The sequence below is a fragment of the Limnobacter olei genome, from assembly GCF_029087225.1.
Classification (GTDB): Bacteria; Pseudomonadota; Gammaproteobacteria; order Burkholderiales; family Burkholderiaceae_B; genus Limnobacter; species Limnobacter olei.
Window position 1 is genome coordinate 50,145 of record NZ_JARFJD010000022.1, and the last position, 17,593, is coordinate 67,737.

Consider the following 17,593-nt stretch of genomic DNA (forward strand, 5'->3'; position numbering starts at 1 on the left):
CTTACCCTCACGTGAGCAACCCGCCCCGAAGTGTGTCAATGATTATCTTCAATTCTGGCGTATTCCTAACCAAATCCGTGTGCTGCTCAATAGTCCACGTTTTCGGATCGATTTCCTCTCCAAAATGGGTCTTGATTTTGAGATCAATTTTTGAGTACCTAAGCAGTGGAAGGTTCGGATCGAAACCTCGCTTTGCGAAGCCTTTTTTGGTGAGATTATCGTTAGCCACTTGGCTAATCCGTACAACAGGATAAAAGATCAACTCCTCGATCTGAATATTGTCCTCTTTATACATTCGTACCAATTCCGATACAGGAATGGCATGATCACAGATCACTTGTTCGTCCCCCCTTGGTGTCCATATTTCATCTAGAACGCTTTCCCGATACAAACATCCATTCTTGAAGTTACCCCCACATCCCAAAATACCATTGCAATCCCGGATGATAGTCGCAACGGTGTCATTGACTTTTCTGTCTTTGTTAAATTTTGCCTGACTCCAAATCTCGATAATCTTCTTTCCAATTGTGATGTATTGGAGAATCAGATCACTTGGCTGGGCGTTTGCGATTCTAGAGGTAGGAAGTTTGATGCTCATATAAAGTGACCAAGAATAAAAGTTGTTTGGGCTGCCCTGTGTATTGTTTACCACAAGAGGCGGACTAGCCAATCTAGTTCATTCGTTTTCTCTCCACCTTAATTGTTGTGTGCGACATATTACGTCGCACGTCCCGTCATGATTTTGTTTCTGGCTCAATGTGCTGACAAATCATGTTCAAACTGAAAGACCCTACAACGATCGTTTATCAACCGGCTGACGGGCAAGTACCAAAGGAATTTCGTCTACCGGTCAAACTTACAGAAGAACCAGCATGCCAAATTATTGGGCAGTTTGTTTATTTCACGACTAGCGATACCCGCTTTGTTTTTAGTCTCTCTGGAAGATTTGTGTTTGCCAGCAGTCTCGATTTAATGATCCCGGTCGAGCACATCAACCAAGGGCCACGGCAGTCTGGTTGATAGGTCCTACAACAGAGTAATTCAAGTTGTTCCCAAACTCGTTACTGTGTCAAGATCAGCTCATAACTCTAAAAATCGCCAAAAAATGACAGTAGAGACAAAACTATCCGCCCCTCACTTTTTCTTTCTTTGCCCAGATTCCGAGTTTTCTCGGGCTTTTAGACGACACCTCGCAATTAGGTTCGGAACCGTCCTTGCAGAAGTCGGCACTGTCGATCAATTGATTGAATCCGCACTCAGAATGTATTACCTGGACTTGGATCCTGAATTAAATTCAAGTTCCACTGATCGGTTCTTAGAACTTTTGGACTCACTGAACTCGTTAGAAGACTCGAGCTATTTTTGGGAAAAGTCTTTCAAAGTTGATCCTTCAGGCGTGAGAAACGCACTCGCCGAGTCGATATTTAGAATTATTGATTCTGAGAAAGGGGCAGGGGCCTGCAATTGGGATGATGAAACCACGGATTTAGTCACCAAACAACGTTTGGCCGATCTTCAGTTTTTATTCGAAAAAGCCAAAAAAGCCAAAGCCTTGCCTCCAAAGCTGCAAAAAATAACCAGCATCATTGAATGTACTGACCCAGCGGTAACACCTATTCAAGTCATCACCTCATCACTTTCTCCGTCGGGAAGTAATTTGATCGATCGTCTTCTGAAAAGACTTTCAACCGATTGTTTCTTGAGCGAAGAAAACAAAGCATTGCATGAAGAATACCAAAGGGTATTTGAGGGGTTCGCTCAAAGCTATAACGAACCCAAGGCCGAAGTCGACAGTAACCTCAAAACTGCAGCAAGCCATTTATTTAGGCCCATCGAAAGCAGTGCCTCTTCCTGGAATCAAAGGGACAACTCGCTTCAATGGCTGCGCTGTAGGGATCGGCTCGAATCTATTGAGATAGTCCTTGGCATGATTCAGAAACAAATTGCTTCGGATCCATCACTGTCACATGCTGATTTCGGGTTGTTGCTTCCCAATAAATTCGACACTCACGATCATCTTGTTCGCTTATTCGATAAGTTCGGTGTGCCTTTGGCCAACTTGCAATGGACTAATTTTGAGCGAAACCTGGCCGGAGAGCTGCTTTCAAGTATTGTTCTAGCGCTTGAGGGCGCAAGTCCGAAGTTGTCACTCAAATCCCTGCTCACCAATCCGCTCTTGCCGTGGGGTGCAAAGATCGGCGGTTCTTTGGCTGATAGTCTGGATCAATATGGGTTTTCGATCAAAGCACCAAAAGACTTCCCGGGGAACTGGCGAGCGGTAACAGAGCTGCTCAAGGGCATTCAAAGAACTGAACTACCCAAAGCGCTGAAGCAGATTTTCGCCATTCTCAATATCGATGGGATTAATGAAATTCAGCAACAAAACACGAAAAATCTGTTTGATGCAGCCATTCAGGCAGCTGAAAATCCCACGCTTGGTTTTGATGCAATTCGCAGTGTGATGCCGATAACGCCACTGCAAGTTGAGAAACAAATTGGTCCTTTCATCGACGGCGTAACGGTTCTCTATGAAGACAAATACGCCTGGAGGCCAGTTAAATATTTGTTTGTCCTGGATTTTTCAGAAGGGGCTTTCCCTGCAGATTTTCACAATCCCGCTGTGTTGTCTGATATTCAGTGGAGCAAGCTTAAGGAGAATTGGACAGATCTTGAGTTGTCGATGGATGCTCGCGCTCAAGCACGAAGTTTGTTCGTCAGACAACTGAACTGTGTTGAGAAAAAGGTCACCTTCTTTTGCCCAGCTTTTGATGAAATGGGAAAGGTGTTAAAACCTTCAGACAGCCTGATTGACTTCTCCCTTCTGGCTGGAGAGACCGGATCGCCAGAAAAACTGATTCTCGATATCGCTGATGAGCAAGATCAACTGCAAATTGAACACCTGAAACACAGCTCGTCACCTGTTTTGCCTGCCGAGCGTTTTGTTGCCACCTCCCGAGACATTTGTCTGGATAGCGACCTACTGTCAATGTGGACCAAATCATCGGTTGATGAGGCGACCGGAGAAACCATCACCTCATTGAAACCACAATCTCCCAGCGCGCTAGATGATTTACTGATCTGTCCTCTCGGTTGGTTACTCAAGCAAATTGGGGCGGAGAATCGGGTTTGGGAGCCCGACGGCTTTACTCCATTGACAAGCGGGCTTATTGCGCATGACGTGATGGAACAGTTATTCGCCGTTGAACAAGGCGTGATTCCATCGGAGGCAACGATTGAATCAAAGGTTTCAGATCTATTCGATCAGGCGATCAAGAAAAAAGCGCCATACCTCAGCACTGCAATCTGGCAAGTTGAGCGTAAGAACCTGCTTAGTATCGTTCGGCGGGCCGCTCTTGATTGGGCTGAATTGCTTAACCGTCTAGATGCACGCGTTGTGGCGCCTGAACTATGGCTTCAGGGCACGTTTGATGGCCATCCCATACATGGTCAAACTGACAGCGTTATCGCTTTACCCGACTCTGGCGTACTGGTGGTGGACTTTAAAACTGCGAAGGCGGACAAATACGAAAAGCGGATGATAGCTCGCCTGGATCTGCAGGCCAGCTTATATGAACAAATGCTGCTTTCAGGAGGGCCGAAAAATCCTAAAGATGTGGAAAAGGCCAAGCATGCCAATCTTAAGAAGCTCAATGGGGTTGTCTACTTCACATTGAAAGATCGCCTTGCCACGTCGAACTTCGTGCCACAACAGGCCATCAATGGATGGCACTCCATAGAGCCCGTCTCCGAAGATGGAGAAGCCATGCCATGGAGCCAGGATGTTTCATCGGCTGCAATGACGCTTCTTAAAACGCGCTTTGACCAACTTCGTCAGGGGATTATTCCCGCAATCAAGGTTTCAGAAATACAGAATTTTCAGAAGCAGGGGTTCGGAGGCTATGTGTATGAGTCCTCTCCGCTCATCAAGCTAGGAATCGTCAACGACTTGGGCGATGAAGCCAATGAGGAGGAAGAATAATGGATCAATCACTCAACATCATTTCCGCCTCAGCTGGCAGCGGTAAGACTCATACATTGACCGAAACTTTGCTTCGTAAAATTAGCTCAGGTGAGCTAAGCGCTACGGAATTGATTGCTGTGACCTTCACCGAAGCAGGTGCTTCAGAACTTAAGGGCAGGATCAGAGCCGCGCTATTGAGTGCAGGTTTGTACCAAGCTGCACAACAGGTTGAAAGTGCGTACATTTCGACCATTCACGCTTTTGGAAACCGGTTGCTCAAAGAGCTTGCTTTTGATCTCGGAATTCCATTGAGCACACGTATGCTCAATGAAGATGAACAAACACAGCTTATTCGTGCCTCGATGATCGATTCTGACTCGCTCATTCAAATGACGGAAAATTTGGATGAGTTCGGCTACAAAATTACTCGAAGGGGGAACAAGTTTGTCTCTGCTGAAGACGCCTTCAGGTCTCAATTAAAGTCCTTCATTGATTTACTGAGAAGTACAGGGCGTCAGCAAGCAGCCCCAGATTTTTTGACTCGAAGTTTATTGTGGCTTGAAAATTGTTATGGCCAAACAGAGCGCATTCGCACAGAAAATGACTTGGCTAAGGTCATGCACGGTCACGTGAAGGCTTTGCTGGATGAATTTCCAAACTGCCCAGTTGAGTCATTTGGAGTGACAGGTGCTGGCCCTGTGGCTGATTTTCGAGCTTCCTACAGAGCCCTGGACGCTGCCGCTAAATTTGAGCCACTTTTGACGGATTGGGCTCTTTGGGGGCAGTTAGGTAAATTAAAGGTCGCATTTAAAGGCTCCGCCGGGGCTCCAAACTACAGTAGATACAAAGAACTGGCTGAAGTTGTGATCAGCGCTGCAAACAAGCTCCTGGCTATTCACCCTGGTCCATTGAGGCAATGCAAGGAGCAACTTAGCGGCTTGATCAATGGGGCTGGTCAAACCTTGAATGGCTACGCCAAGCGAAAGCAAGAATCAAAGCTCATGGATTACACTGACATGGTGGCCTCGGCAGAGATGGCATTGCGCCAGCCAGAGCTTCAAAATCGGATCGCAAATACCATTCGCATGGTTGTGGTTGACGAGTTCCAAGACACCAACCCGATCCAGTTTGCATTCCTTTGGCACCTGATTGGGGCGGGAATTCCATCGATCTTAGTGGGTGATGCCAAACAGAGCATTATGGGCTTTCAGGGGGCTGATCCACGGCTGTTCGAAGCATTGCTAGAAAATCCGGCTGCACAGGTGAGAAGCCTTGAAAACAATTGGCGCTCTCAACCTGCGCTCCTAGACATCATCAATAGTTTTACCCAAGGTCTTTGCTCTGCAGAGGGTATAAACACCCCGTACAAGCCGCTTGGGCCAAGAGGCACCCAATCATCACTCATGCCGCTTCACATGGTGGTGATGGAAGATAAGCCAAAGTCTAATCGACGCTCGAGCAATAAAGAGGTAGACGATGAAGTTCAAGTTCATCCCTCTGAGCGCGAGTGGAATGCCTACCAGATGGCAAAAATTCTCAAGCGTAAGCTAGATTCTAATGTGCAGGTGGTCGACAGGAAATCTGGCCAGCCACGTGCCGTTCGCGGCTCGGATATCGCCATACTTTGCCCAACCAACAGCATGATGGGGGACTATGCCAGAGAGCTAGAGAAGTTGGGCGTTCCAGTGAATATCGAAAGGCAGGAATGGTTTGACAGTGCTGAAATTCAAGTTTGCCTGCAACTCTTGAAATTATTAGCTAATCCCGAGGATAAGCACGCGCGCTTGTTGCTCGCCTGTTCAGATTTTGGGCAGATGGACCTGCAACAAGCTCTGGAATTGGAGTTGCTAGGGGAGGGTGTTCACCTACCGGTTTTTGATACCTTGGAAAACTTGAGGGAGAGTCACAGCACACTGCCAGTTAAGACGATTGTGGAATTGGTGCTTGAAGAAACGGGCCTCTTTGACTTGGCAGTAACTTGGCATGACGCCTCTCAAGCTCGTGCCAATTTGATCAAACTGATTGGCTTGGCCAAAGAGTTTTCCTCGGCTCCAGCAGAGACATTGGCATCAGCCGGTTTTCACGGGCAGGGGATTGGCACCTTTATCGGCTGGCTCTACTTTCTTAAAGCCAACAGGAATGAGGACTCTTGTCCCCGGGCCAGCTACAACAACAGCGATGCAGTAGAACTGACGACTTGGCACAAGTCAAAAGGTCGTGAATGGCCCATCGTAGTTGTGTGTGGCATGGATAAAAGCCCAAAAGCTGATCTTCCGTCAGCAGGAATTGGTTATCTTGATTTTGGTGACTTTTCTAAACTCATCGAAAACAGTCGGATTGAATTCACTCCGAAAGTAGCGCTTGAGTCAAAGCGAGAATCGATGGCTGAGCCATTGCGCCGTCAGGCGGAAAAGATCGCTATGAGGGAACTCTACGTGGCCCTGTCTCGCCCTCGAGAGCAACTGGTCTTGGAGTGGCTACCCAGTCATCTGGACTCAAAAGCAAAGGTCAAGAAACGACTGCAGATATTGCAAGATCTTTGTGACATTCAGATCAATGAAACTTCGGTTCGGATATCTGGAAACACCTTTGATGCGGAACTCGATCGTATCAAATACCAGTGGGAGCCGAGAGAAGACGGCATCGATGTGGTTCAAGACGCGAAAGTTGCCATCGGACGTCGTGCATTGGATCGGAATACCTACACAACACCAAGGGTTGTAGCGCAACAAAACCCGTCCGTTTACGCTCATGAGCAACAGCAAAACACCGAGATAAGTAACAAAGCTCGGGTTACCGCCGTCCAAGTTAGCAAGCCAATTGATCTTGGGTATCACAAACGCGCCAACGAACTAGGAATCCTGGTGCATCGGGCAATCGAGCTTGTGATGTCGGGTAAAGATTCTGTTGCGTCTTACAAAAGCCGCCTAGAAAGCGCGCTAGGTGAGTTTCTTTCTTCACAGCAGATCGAAGAGGTTTGGTCACACGCCCGTGAGCTACGCGATCACCTTGAATCGGCAGGAATCGATCGCTCAATTTCGGTTGAAGTACCAGTCATTGGTCAGTTAAATGATTCAACGATAGCGGTTGGCTCAATCGATTTGCTTGCAACGGGAGAGAAGGTCAAACTTATTATCGATCACAAAACTGATTCAAAAATCGAAGTCTTGGAAGACGTGTGGGCAGCCCATCGAGCTCAGCTTGAGGTTTATCAAAAATTGCTGCCTGAATATGGCACCGCGCTAAACCTGGTGCGATCAGGGCAACTGATACATGCAGCGGAAAATTGACCATGCCCAATAGATCTCGAGGCACGTTGCTTAGACATTGGGAGATGCTAAAACTCATTCCCAAGGAACCTGCAGCAATATCCACCAAAGACTTGTGTTCCAAACTGAAAGAGTTTGGCTACTCGGTCACCAAACGTACCGTAGAGCGTGATGTGAACAGCATGGTTGAGGCTGGCTTCCCGCTGGTGGTTGATGACTCTGAACAACCACACCTTTGGAGCTGGTCAAAGCAGTCCAACGGATTTCATGCTCCTAGGATGAATATCAGCGACGCCCTGTTAACGGTGATGGCGGCAGACACGCTTATCGACCTGCTACCCAATGTCGTTTCTGAGTCTTTAATGAGCTTAAAAATAGAGGCTGAACATACGCTTAATGCCGCCCAATCATCTAACCAGCTCGTAAGTTGGCGTGAAAAAGTGGCCATCAAAAGCCCCACCCAACAATTAATTCCACCCAAGGTGGACGATGCGGTTAAAACAATCTGCTACGAGGCACTCTTGCACGATGAGCAGATCAAGATGAAGTATCTCAACATCAAAAGTGACACTCCGGCCGAATACACGATAAACCCCTTGGGCATGGTGCAACGGGGCTGGATGACCTATTTCGTTGTGACGTTCTCAGGGCATCAGGATCTAAGGTTGATCGCACTAAATCGGATCAAGAAAGCTGAGCGCACGTTTGTTCCAATAGTTAAACCTAAAGGTTTTAGCTTGGCAAAATATGTCGAGGACGGATTTGCCGATTTTGGTCATGGGCAGACTATTAATTTTCGTGCGGAAATTAGCCCCATGCTGCATAAATATCTTTTGGAATCGAAGTTATCGGAAGAGCAATCATTTGAACATGTTGAGGGCAAAATTATTTTGAATGCCAAAGTAGCCATGACCCCTCAGTTCGCCTGGTGGTTGAAAACCTGGGGGGACGATATAAAAATCAAGTCTGATCATTAATCAAAAACCAACATCTGAAGTCAAAAAAACAAAAAGGCCAATCACCGAGATGATTGGCCTTTTTTCTATATTTGGTTGCGGGGGCAGGATTTGAACCGACGACCTTGGTTATGAGTATTTTCTCTTTTAGAGATCACAAGCGGTAAAACTCGATAAGTAGTGGGATAAATCGGGGCGTTCGCTCGGCCAGTGCTGGCTTTCCAGTCATCCGTGGGGGTGCCACTTTAGATCGCTTTAGACCTATCGTGTTGAGGTGCACCCTTGGGCGCAACCAATCAATTTCCATACCCTGATAGTTCCTTTGGAATGGAGGTGACCTTTGGGCCTCGCAGTATGATGGTATCTATCAGGATGAATTATCAAGATTTCTCATCAGTTCTCTGTTCGCATTTAATTGTTGCGTTTCATCGCTCATGCACAGCATGTCCGGAGCAAAACGCGTTGTTAAGACCGCACAAGCATTGCGATACGTGGCTTCAGTTCAATTAGTACCTCATCTTCAAACCAAGGATTTTTCTTCAGCCAGCGTTGATTTCTAGGACTTGGGTGAGGCATAGGCAAAGCATGCGGCCAGTAATTTCGCCAATCTTTGACTAGGTTGGTCAAAGTGCTCTTTGGTTCTGTTTTGAAATGCCAAGCTGCCGAATACTGTCCAATGACCAAGATCAATTCAATATTGGGTAGCCTGTCAATTAGACTTTTTCTCCAGGTGATGGCGCACTCTGGCCGAGGAGGTAAATCACCGTTTACACCCGTACCTGGATAACAAAAACCCATCGGAAGGATTGCAATTTTACTCGCTGTGTAAAAAGTTTCCTTGGTCACGCCCATCCAAGCTCGAAGTCTATCGCCACTTGGGTCGCTGAAAGGAATTCCCGTCTCGTGTGCCTTGCGCCCAGGCGCCTGTCCGGCGATGAGTATTCTTGCCCTTGGGTCAATTTGGAAAATAGGATTGGGACTAACAGGCAGGTCTTGTGCACATAGTTTGCATGCACGAACTTCAGTTACTAATTTGTCAAAACTTGCATTTGACATTTACGATCTCCGATAGTCTGGGCGCGTCGAAACATGGTCTCTCGATAAGCTGAGGTGAAACACTCATGAATTCATCTCTCTTCGGGCCCATTCGCTTGGTGAAAGCCCGCAGCGCTGTGTAAAAACTCGACTGAGCGCCGCTTGACTTCGGTAGCCAACTTCGCGGCCTATTGATTTGATCGATTTTCCGTTCAAAAGGAGTGTTTGTACAATTCCGAGTCTCCAACTCGTCAGGTAATCAATAGGCGTTGTACCCACAGTCTTTCTAAAATGTGATGCAAACCGAGCTCGTGACATACCTGCTTCCTCAGATAAAGTCTCCAGAGTCCAGTCTTTGCTTGGATATTCGTGTATTGCGATGAGCGCTTTTGAAAGCTTTGGATCTGATAGCGCTGCCAGAAGCCCATGGTTCAAGGTACGGCTCTCTATTAGAAACCGTAACAATTGAATCAACACATATTCCATTAGACGGTCTATTGCGGCCTGACGTCCAGAGTGGTTATTTGTTCCCTCAAGAAACAGTAGATCTAGCGCTGGGCTAAGAGTGTGGAGTTGGTCTAATGTGAGAACCAATACATTTGGTAGGGCATTGATGAGTGGGTTTTGTTGCGCACTGCCGAGGTTCACTGTTGCACACACTAAATCGGCTCCCGTGTTTCCAGTTTGAAATCGATGGCTGCAGGGGCGCGGGTAAAAAAGAAGACTTGGCTTGTCTAGAGTTATTACCTCTGCACCCTCGGGCAGAATTGTCATGGTCCCACTTCGAAGCAGATGAAGATATCCAACGTCATCTTGAGGATCGAAATTCACTGATTGGCACAGTGAACCCGAATGGAACACTCTTGCTGATGGGTTGAATCTTTTGAAAATGGCTGATAGTTGATCCATTTGATACTTTCTGCAAAAAAAATTGTACTTTCTGATCCTAATAGTATCCCAATATTTCTCTGGTGCAAAACTGCACTCAACTTTTTAAGGAGAAATAAATGCCCCGCATCAACCCCGCTTTAATTGATCAAATCGACAATTCAACTCAAGCAACGCTTGCAAGTGTCAAAAGTAAGCTTGGAATGGTGCCGAACTTATTTGCCACGCTGGCACACTCCCCAGTCGCATTGACTGGCTATATTTCCCTTGCGGAGATCGTAACCAAAGGAAAACTAAATGCCCGTCAACGCGAATTAATTGCGCTCGCCGTTGCTCAGACCAACGAATGTCAATACTGCTTATCAGCACATACGTTGTTAGGCAAAGGCGCTGGCCTCAGTGAGTCTGAAATGATGGACGCCCGTGTTGGTGTTTCGATTAATAGCGTTGACCAGGCGATTTCAGCTCTGGCCCGAAAGATAGTTGCGCAAAAGGCAATGTTAAATGATACCGAGCTCAACGCTGCTCGCTCTGCTGGGCTCAACGACGGCGTAATTCTCGAAGTAGTGGCGAATGTCTCCTTGAATCTGATGAGCAACTATGTCAATCACATTGCTCAAACTGACATTGACTTTCCACTAGTGTCCGTTTCACAGCAGCATGCCGCTTGATTTTTTGGCTTTCCCATCCGTTGGAATGAAAAGATTTAAATATTGGAGATTGAAAAATGAGAAAGAACTTTCTTGGAATGATGTTGTTGGCAGCTTCAGCCCTAGTCGCGTCAGTTCCCGTTTTAGCTGCGGACGAATTGAACCTCACCAATGGATATTCCGCTGCGGGCGCTCCATTGGCGATTCACGGGTACGATCCCGTCTCCTATTTCACCGATGCCGCGCCAGCGCTCGGCGATGATTCTATTACCGTTGTTCACGATGGTGCAGCCTATCGCTTTAGTAGTAAAAAACACGCTGAAATGTTCAAGAAGAATCCTTCTCGTTATGTTCCTCAATTTGGAGGCTATTGTGCATTTGGAGTGTCAGTGGGAAAGAAATTTGATGGTGACCCCAGGCTGTGGACCGTGTATGAGGACAAACTTTACCTGAACTTAAATTCCGAGATTCAGAATATGTTCTCAAAAGATGTCGCAGGTGCCGTGCAGAAGGCAAATAAGAATTGGGTGGAAATTCGTCATAAATCTGTTTCATCACTTTAACTATTCGTGATCAGCTCAAAGGCAAGTTGAAGAACTCAGTTTGCCTTTGGGTCAACGCAGGGCTTGTTTCAATTATGAATTACGTAACGCTAGATCAGATCGAGCCTGAGGATTTGAGATTAGTCCTCAATAAGGAAAGTGTGAGACGCCACTTGGTTAAACATGAATTGTTTAGTCCAGAATCATTTCAGGTATGGCTAAGTGAAAAGCGGCACATGGATCTGACTGTTGGGTGTCGTGTAAGAGCCATTGTGATTGATGGTCAATGCGTTGGGTGGTGCGGTATTCAACTCATTCAAGACGAGTATGAAATTTCAATCGTGCTGGATAAACGGGCGTGGGGACTGGGTCTGCACGTATTCAGAGACCTGATGACATGGGCGAAGGAGTTTCAACACAAATTCATCTTAATTCATCTTTTGGACTCCCGGCCAGAATACGCTTTTCTTAAAAGGAGGGCACTGCGTAGTTATCAATCGGAAATTTTTAAACAAACCTTCAACTCTTATTTGATCCCCGTCACACCCTAATGCCGATCTTCATTACAGAGCTGAAATGACAGGCAGAAAACGTATATTCGACGGCTAAAGGTTTTTAATGACTCTTCTGCGCAAATGATGAGTAAGGAAAATTTTTTCGATGCCGAAATAGGTAATTACTGAAGCTGTGCTCGATTGACATATCGATCAATAGAAATCAATATATACATACCGATGGTATGTAAAAGGACGTCTTATGGATCATTCAATTTTGGAACCGGCACTAGCCATGGTGGTTCTCACTTTCGTTGTTTGGGTTGTCATGTATGTTTTAAGATTGGGTTACATCTCTACAAAAAAGTTGGATGTTCAATTGTTGTCATCGCCAGAGAAGATGAGTGCGGCCCTTCCTGAACGTGTCAACAATGCAGCCAACAACCTCAAGAATTTGTTTGAAGTTCCTGTACTTTTCTATGTTCTATGCTTCTACATCGCAGTAGCGGGGATTTCAAGCGAGATTCTGGTTACCCTTGCCTGGACCTACGTGTCACTTCGGGCGCTGCATAGCCTTGTGCACTGTTCTGTCAATATAGTGAAACTTCGCTTTACGTTTTACTTTGTGTCTTGCGTAGTATTAATCTCGATGCTGTTTCTGATCTACAACGGAGCCCAAGTCGGTTGAGTTTCCGATCCGTCGCTTGGTTAATCGATGCTTTTGATTAACCCTTCAAGCATCTGAAGAATTTGTTTCAGGGGGGCAGATTTGTTCGGAGAGTCTGCCAGTACCAATGCACCATGTACCAGAGCGCCGTACAGAAGGTTCGCGCTCGTTCGTACTTTCTCGGCGGGGGCTAGTGTCGGATACACTGCGGTTAGGTGCTCCTCGATCAAGTTCATGGTGAACTTTGCATCCAGTTCTTTCCATTCGTGCCATCCGAGAATAGAGATCGCTTCTTGAATCGAGATAAGAGGGGTCTTGACCACTTTTGGATAGGTGAGGAAATCTTTACCGAGCTGGATAGCGTTTTGAAGCGGATCTGCGATCGATCGACGATTTCTTAAATCACTAACAAGCTTAACAACCTGGTGTGTGTAACAGGCTTTAAACAAGTCTCTCTTATTTGAGAAATGGTGGTAGAGGGCTCCTTTTGTCACATTCGACTGTTGAGCTACATCGTCGAGTGAAGTGCCGATATACCCTTTAGCCGCAAACAAGCGATGGCTTTGCTCGATTAAATTGGCTCGTGTTTGATCAGCATCAGATTTTGTTCTTTTCACACATTATTCCCTGTGTTATTTGAGTTCTGAGATTTCTATCTTGTACCAAGAATACCACTCAGATCTTCCACGGCTTATCGCTGCTTGATGCTCTGTGTTTTGTCTCCAGCATTTAATCGACTCCAGTGAACTCCAAAAACTTAATGGTTATCAAGAACTCCTGTTGATGTTGATTGTGTTGCGATTGGATGTTCAAATTTGCAATAACAGGCGTGAGATTTCCGAGTTGCGTGAGATTAGAAACGCACGCAGCAGGCCCGGATAGTCAGGATGCACAGCAGATTGCACGGAGGGACGTTCTTTTAATGCAAGTCGCCAGGCGTTCACTTTTGTAGTAAGTCTAAAAATATTGAAAATTTCGATCTCATCAAAGATGTCGAAGTATCGGAAAACAGGTGCGAAAGCCGCATCAACAATGCTGAAAGACGCGCCAGAGAAGTAATCCCCGTCACGGTGGCGGGAACACAATTCCATTTCAAGCTGCTCGAACTTGGCTTGAAGCGCTGCGATGTGGGACGAAAGCTTTTGAGAATCAACAACACGATATGCCGCTGCTATCGTGGCGAGCGTCTCTGAGGCAAACTCAATCCAACCCCGATGTTTTGCTCTGATTAATGGTTCTCGTGGGTGTAATGGTTTCTGGGTGGTTTCTTCCAAATATTCGCAAATCACCGCTGATTCAAAAATCGGATCGCCATTCACCAACAGCACCGGAGTCCTACCCAAAGGTGAAATTTTAAGAAACCATTCCGGCTTATTCATTAAATCAATATCGGATCGTTCATAAACAACCCCCTTTTCCTTCAACACAATAGCGACTCGTTGAACATAAGGGCACAGCACATGACTAACCAATGTGAGCTTTGTATCCATGATTCAGGCCCTACCATGCAGGCGTGAATCGCTTGCTGCTGAGAATGGAGAACTTTCCGTCACCCAACAACCAAAGCGCAAATGATGCAATAGTAAGAAAGACGGGGTATTCCCAACCGCCGTTCGGGTTTGTGTGTACCCATCCATTTCCGAAATGTACAGAGGCAGCAACCGCCATGACTGGAGCCAAAACAAGTGACACTTGACGAGCATAAATGCCAAGTATCAAAGCGATACCTCCAAACAACTCGACGAAAAATACAGGATAAGCAACAAAGCCTGGAAGATTTACGCTCTGAAAAAAAAGTGCAGTACCGGGCAATGTAAATACAAAAAGTTTTAACAGAGCATGCGCAATCCACATGACTCCAAGACTAACTCGAATAAGGGTAATACCGTAAACAGTAGATAACTCTTGAGAATGGGCTGACATTCGTAGCTCCGTTGAACATGGAATGTGTGTAATGTAGTATTTCCGAATCGCAATTTATATAGACAAAACGGAAATTTATGATTGCAAAAGTGCAATACAAGATTTCATCCAGTGACCTTGAAACGATACTTGCATTGTCACGAACCGGTACCCTGTCACTTGCCAGCGAACGACTTGGCGTAGACGCATCAACCATATTTAGAAATCTGCAACGGATAGAGAAGGGGCTTGGACACCGTTTGTTTGACCGCTCGCGTAGCGGGTATTACCCCTTGGAACTTGCTCAGGAATTGGCACACTTCGCTGAAAGCATCGAGGCGCAACTTGAGCAAGCCAGGTCGTTGACCCAAACAGCACCTGATCAGGTTTCTGGTCTTGTCCGCATAACCACGACCGATACTGTTCTTCATAGTCTACTGGCTCCCGAGCTGAAAACCCTGCGTGGTATACATCCATTATTGGCATTCGACTTGAATGCAGGTAATGAACTGGTCAATCTAACTAGACGGGATGCCGACATTGCCGTGCGCGCCACACGTCGACCACCTCAACATCTTATCGGTAAACATGTTGGGCCCATACGAGTTGCGCTTTACTCTGCGAAAAAATCATCCATCAAAAAATTCGATAACCAAATTGCAAATGAGGCAACCTGGATTGCACCGGATGATGCGATGCCCGATCACCCCTCCGTGGTGTGGAGAAAGAAAAATTTTCCAAAAGTAACTCCAGTTTTTAAGGTGAGCAGCGTTCTCTCGGTGGCCGAGTTAATAGGGCGAGACTTGGGTATTGGTCTTTTACCGGCTTTCCTGGCAAACACTAGAACAGACCTTCAGCAAATCACTGAAGTTATCGATGATTGTCAGACCGAGCTTTGGCTGTTGACGCATACCGAATCGCGACATTTGCGGCGCGTTTCAACCGTGTTTAGCCATTTTGCACATCATTTGAAACTGAAATGAATGGGCAGCCACATTGCTTGCTGTTTGCTTGAATCAACAAAATTGAGTGGTATCGAGTTACTCCCCGTTCTCTGAATAACCCTTGTAAATACTCGCACTGGGCAGTGAGCGGCGAAAAATCCCCGGTCTTGTCGCATTTTGTTCATCAGGTTTTCGCAAACAATGGCTCGCAACCGGTGCCATGAATCAGGCGAAGAAAGTGATTTTGGTCATTTGACGAAAGCTGATCAAAATCCCTTCTCAGCCAACTCAAGCATTTTGCTTGGTATGGAAAGGTTAGCTGACGCCATTCCTGTGCGTCTACATGGCATATCACCTCTTGTTCGCCCTTGAGGACAGCGGCTTGGTTTGCCAACATCACCGGGACATATGTTCTGCCTAGTTCGCTAAGCAACGCCTTTAAGGCGCTGGCTAACTCGGTTTGATCGTCAATCCAGTCAGTATCCTTCGGTTCAAGCCCACTGAGGTCCTCAGTCAGTTGTGTCCAGGCCACTACCCTGGGGGCTTGTGCACAAGTGATTGCCATGGGCGTGGGGTCAAACAGGGCGAGTTGGCTTAGTTGACCATACAAAGCAAAGTCGCTTGCACCAGGACGCAGTCCCATCAAAAAAGCGTGCCCGGAAAAATGTTTTTCTAGAATGTTCAACAAACGCAAATAGCTGCCTTCAATCAGTTCGGCAGTCGCGGGGTTAGAGCCAACGACATGCAGCCGTGATACCTGACGCTGACCGAATGCCCTGGCGACAGTGCTCAACATGTCGTCATTGACCTGAATGTTCATGGGCAAAGGCACGATTCGACTTGCGCGGTCCACATCAGAATCGAAAGCCCAGCGGTAGTGGAACATCGGCTTGGTCAGCCATTCGTCGAAGTAGTCTTCAAGCAAACTGTCCAGCATTCCCATCACTGGCGATGGAGGCAAAAGCTGCCGATCGTTGAACAAAGTTTCCAAGGTTCTTATGAGCGGAGTGGAGTCCGTGAACGCCTTCATGGTTCCGTCTTCACAGGGAAAATAAAAGGTGGGCAAAAGCGCGGGTTTGGCGGGTGGCAAGCCGCTTTTCAGGTGGTTGTTGACCAGGTATCGGTAAGGAATTCGTCGGTAGCGCAATACAGCCAACATCTTTCGCGTATAAGGCGATCCAGGCGCGCCGCTCAGTGTTACTGCCGATTGGTTTGACTTCATGATGTTCCTTCGCTGGTGTGGTTTACTTTTGGATACAGGATGAGTTAGCCACGGTCAATGACCTGTTTGACGGCTTCGTCTTTAAATTTTTGGGTGTACCTTTGTCCACTCATGATGACTTTCTCCTATGCACAAATATGAGCCGGGAGTTGTCCACGATAGGCGGGGTAGTCCATTACTCGTTCTTTTCAGGCCACGTTTTGGGGGCTGTCTTTTTCATCCAAATCAGATAAATTGAAGTATGTGCTCACCCCGTTCATGGAGTCACAATTGTCCGAAGCGTCAGTTCAAACTGTTAGCTTTTCCAGTTACCTCAGGACAGTTTATAAATCCACTCTGTTTGAGCGAGTAGGTTTGATAAGGGCAGGAGTTCCATATGGGTACTTTTATGACACAGCCCAAGCCATGGGAGTTAGCTTGGCTGATTTGGCTCGAAGTTCAGGTGTACCCCTATCGTTGGTCTATTCGATCAAAGAAGGTGTTTGATCGTGCGATGTCATATTCTAGACAAGCGTCGTTAAGGGGCTTGGTACAGCAGTAAAATTCGGGAATCACTACCTGGGTCGAACGTCCCTTAGCAGAGGAGTGCTTTCGACTACTTTTCAAATTTTGATAGTGAGTTACCATCGAGCTTCGATACCAGTCTAAGCTGGTCGTTGTGTCGATTGCCCGAATTTGTTTTGGCAGTCGCCTGAGCTGAAATTTCACACTAGGTGACAAGACACCCGCCCGAAACCGGCATTTATTGTCACAAAACAAAAAGGTCAATCACCGCTAAGTGATTGACCTTTGTGAGTATTTGGTTGCGGGGACAGGATTTGAACCTACGACCTTGGCTATGAGTATTTTCTCTTTTAGCGATCACAAGCGGTGAAACTCGATAACTGGTGGGTTAGATTGGGTTGTTCGCTAGGCCAGTGCTGGCTTTCCAGTAGTTCTCAGGGGTGCCACTTTAGCTCGCTTTAGACCTATCGTGTTGAGGTGCACCCCTAGGCACACGCACTCAGTTTCCATGCCTTGGTAATTCCTTTAAGATGTAATTGACCTTAAGGCTTTGCAAATC

15 protein-coding genes are annotated in these 17,593 nt (G+C 46.6%); 8 read left to right on the forward strand and 7 right to left on the reverse strand.

Annotated elements, in window-relative coordinates; genetic code table 11:
• Positions 1 to 7 precede the first annotated feature (7 nt).
• A complete protein-coding gene (locus PY990_RS13280) occupies positions 8 to 598 on the reverse strand; it encodes a hypothetical protein (protein WP_275272007.1) in 591 nt (196 codons plus the stop codon).
• 173 nt (positions 599 to 771) lie between these two features.
• Here PY990_RS13280 and PY990_RS13285 point away from each other — a divergent pair, with 173 nt between their 5' ends.
• From PY990_RS13285 to PY990_RS13300, 4 genes are all read left to right on the forward strand, one after another.
• The gene (locus PY990_RS13285) at positions 772 to 1,020 is read left to right on the forward strand and encodes a hypothetical protein (protein WP_275272008.1); all 249 of its coding nucleotides are present in this window, start codon (positions 772 to 774) and stop codon (positions 1,018 to 1,020) included.
• Positions 1,021 to 1,105: 85 nt separating this feature from the next.
• Positions 1,106 to 3,979 (forward strand): PD-(D/E)XK nuclease family protein, encoded by a 2,874-nt coding sequence (locus PY990_RS13290; protein WP_275272009.1) that lies wholly within the window; start codon positions 1,106 to 1,108, stop codon positions 3,977 to 3,979.
• Positions 3,979 to 7,251 (forward strand): UvrD-helicase domain-containing protein, encoded by a 3,273-nt coding sequence (locus PY990_RS13295; RefSeq protein WP_275272010.1) that lies wholly within the window; start codon positions 3,979 to 3,981, stop codon positions 7,249 to 7,251. Before PY990_RS13290 ends, PY990_RS13295 begins: the two co-directional genes overlap by 1 nt.
• A gap of 44 nt (positions 7,252 to 7,295) precedes the next feature.
• Positions 7,296 to 8,207 carry a helix-turn-helix transcriptional regulator gene (locus PY990_RS13300; RefSeq protein ID WP_275272011.1) on the forward strand — a complete coding sequence of 304 codons (912 nt, stop codon included), beginning with the start codon at positions 7,296 to 7,298 and terminating at the stop codon, positions 8,205 to 8,207.
• A 444-nt stretch (positions 8,208 to 8,651) separates the two neighbouring features.
• On the opposite strand, the gene PY990_RS13305 is transcribed toward PY990_RS13300, so the two are convergent.
• Together PY990_RS13305 and PY990_RS13310 are read right to left on the reverse strand one after the other, a co-directional pair.
• Positions 8,652 to 9,242 carry a uracil-DNA glycosylase family protein gene (locus PY990_RS13305; protein ID WP_275272012.1) on the reverse strand — a complete coding sequence of 197 codons (591 nt, stop codon included), beginning with the start codon at positions 9,240 to 9,242 and terminating at the stop codon, positions 8,652 to 8,654.
• Between the two features lie 63 nt (positions 9,243 to 9,305).
• On the reverse strand, positions 9,306 to 10,130 hold the full coding sequence (locus PY990_RS13310) for an AraC family transcriptional regulator (protein WP_275272013.1): 825 nt from the start codon (positions 10,128 to 10,130) through the stop codon (positions 9,306 to 9,308).
• A gap of 98 nt (positions 10,131 to 10,228) precedes the next feature.
• Between PY990_RS13310 and PY990_RS13315 the strand changes: the two genes are divergently transcribed.
• From PY990_RS13315 to PY990_RS13325, 3 genes are all read left to right on the forward strand, one after another.
• Positions 10,229 to 10,780: a carboxymuconolactone decarboxylase family protein gene (locus PY990_RS13315; protein WP_275272014.1), complete on the forward strand. Its 552-nt coding sequence runs from the start codon at positions 10,229 to 10,231 to the stop codon at positions 10,778 to 10,780.
• A 56-nt stretch (positions 10,781 to 10,836) separates the two neighbouring features.
• Positions 10,837 to 11,322, forward strand: a complete 486-nt coding sequence (locus PY990_RS13320; protein WP_275272015.1) for a YHS domain-containing (seleno)protein — start codon at positions 10,837 to 10,839, stop codon at positions 11,320 to 11,322.
• A gap of 735 nt (positions 11,323 to 12,057) precedes the next feature.
• Positions 12,058 to 12,483 (forward strand): MAPEG family protein, encoded by a 426-nt coding sequence (locus PY990_RS13325; RefSeq protein ID WP_275272016.1) that lies wholly within the window; start codon positions 12,058 to 12,060, stop codon positions 12,481 to 12,483.
• Between the two features lie 20 nt (positions 12,484 to 12,503).
• Here the strand turns inward: PY990_RS13325 and PY990_RS13330 are convergent, their stop codons facing one another.
• The 3 genes from PY990_RS13330 to PY990_RS13340 all read right to left on the reverse strand — a co-directional run bounded on the left by PY990_RS13330 (position 12,504) and on the right by PY990_RS13340 (position 14,385).
• The gene (locus PY990_RS13330; RefSeq protein ID WP_275272017.1) at positions 12,504 to 13,079 is read right to left on the reverse strand and encodes a TetR/AcrR family transcriptional regulator; all 576 of its coding nucleotides are present in this window, start codon (positions 13,077 to 13,079) and stop codon (positions 12,504 to 12,506) included.
• 192 nt (positions 13,080 to 13,271) lie between these two features.
• Entirely contained in the window at positions 13,272 to 13,952 is a 681-nt protein-coding gene (locus PY990_RS13335) for a glutathione S-transferase family protein (protein WP_275272018.1), read from the reverse strand.
• 10 nt (positions 13,953 to 13,962) lie between these two features.
• The gene (locus tag PY990_RS13340; RefSeq protein WP_275272019.1) at positions 13,963 to 14,385 is read right to left on the reverse strand and encodes a DoxX family protein; all 423 of its coding nucleotides are present in this window, start codon (positions 14,383 to 14,385) and stop codon (positions 13,963 to 13,965) included.
• Positions 14,386 to 14,462: 77 nt separating this feature from the next.
• Here PY990_RS13340 and PY990_RS13345 point away from each other — a divergent pair, with 77 nt between their 5' ends.
• Positions 14,463 to 15,347: a LysR family transcriptional regulator gene (locus PY990_RS13345; RefSeq protein ID WP_275272020.1), complete on the forward strand. Its 885-nt coding sequence runs from the start codon at positions 14,463 to 14,465 to the stop codon at positions 15,345 to 15,347.
• A gap of 145 nt (positions 15,348 to 15,492) precedes the next feature.
• On the opposite strand, the gene PY990_RS13350 is transcribed toward PY990_RS13345, so the two are convergent.
• Positions 15,493 to 16,530, reverse strand: coding sequence for a glutathione S-transferase N-terminal domain-containing protein (locus tag PY990_RS13350; protein WP_275272021.1), 1,038 nt, complete (start codon positions 16,528 to 16,530; stop codon positions 15,493 to 15,495).
• Positions 16,531 to 17,593: the final 1,063 nt, after the last annotated feature.

Bases quoted from the DNA above. Each gene is read 5' to 3' on its own strand.
- PY990_RS13315 (WP_275272014.1), top strand. From the start codon at position 10,229: ATGCCCCGCATCAACCCCGCTTTAATTGATCAAATCGACAATTCAACT.
- PY990_RS13350 (WP_275272021.1), bottom strand. From the start codon at position 16,530: ATGAAGTCAAACCAATCGGCAGTAACACTGAGCGGCGCGCCTGGATCG.
- PY990_RS13305 (WP_275272012.1), bottom strand. From the start codon at position 9,242: ATGTCAAATGCAAGTTTTGACAAATTAGTAACTGAAGTTCGTGCATGC.
- PY990_RS13340 (WP_275272019.1), bottom strand. From the start codon at position 14,385: ATGTCAGCCCATTCTCAAGAGTTATCTACTGTTTACGGTATTACCCTT.
- PY990_RS13285 (WP_275272008.1), top strand. From the start codon at position 772: ATGTTCAAACTGAAAGACCCTACAACGATCGTTTATCAACCGGCTGAC.
- PY990_RS13290 (WP_275272009.1), top strand. From the start codon at position 1,106: ATGACAGTAGAGACAAAACTATCCGCCCCTCACTTTTTCTTTCTTTGC.
- PY990_RS13320 (WP_275272015.1), top strand. From the start codon at position 10,837: ATGAGAAAGAACTTTCTTGGAATGATGTTGTTGGCAGCTTCAGCCCTA.
- PY990_RS13300 (WP_275272011.1), top strand. From the start codon at position 7,296: ATGCTAAAACTCATTCCCAAGGAACCTGCAGCAATATCCACCAAAGAC.
- PY990_RS13310 (WP_275272013.1), bottom strand. From the start codon at position 10,130: ATGGATCAACTATCAGCCATTTTCAAAAGATTCAACCCATCAGCAAGA.
- PY990_RS13345 (WP_275272020.1), top strand. From the start codon at position 14,463: ATGATTGCAAAAGTGCAATACAAGATTTCATCCAGTGACCTTGAAACG.
- PY990_RS13325 (WP_275272016.1), top strand. From the start codon at position 12,058: ATGGATCATTCAATTTTGGAACCGGCACTAGCCATGGTGGTTCTCACT.
- PY990_RS13335 (WP_275272018.1), bottom strand. From the start codon at position 13,952: ATGGATACAAAGCTCACATTGGTTAGTCATGTGCTGTGCCCTTATGTT.
- PY990_RS13280 (WP_275272007.1), bottom strand. From the start codon at position 598: ATGAGCATCAAACTTCCTACCTCTAGAATCGCAAACGCCCAGCCAAGT.
- PY990_RS13295 (WP_275272010.1), top strand. From the start codon at position 3,979: ATGGATCAATCACTCAACATCATTTCCGCCTCAGCTGGCAGCGGTAAG.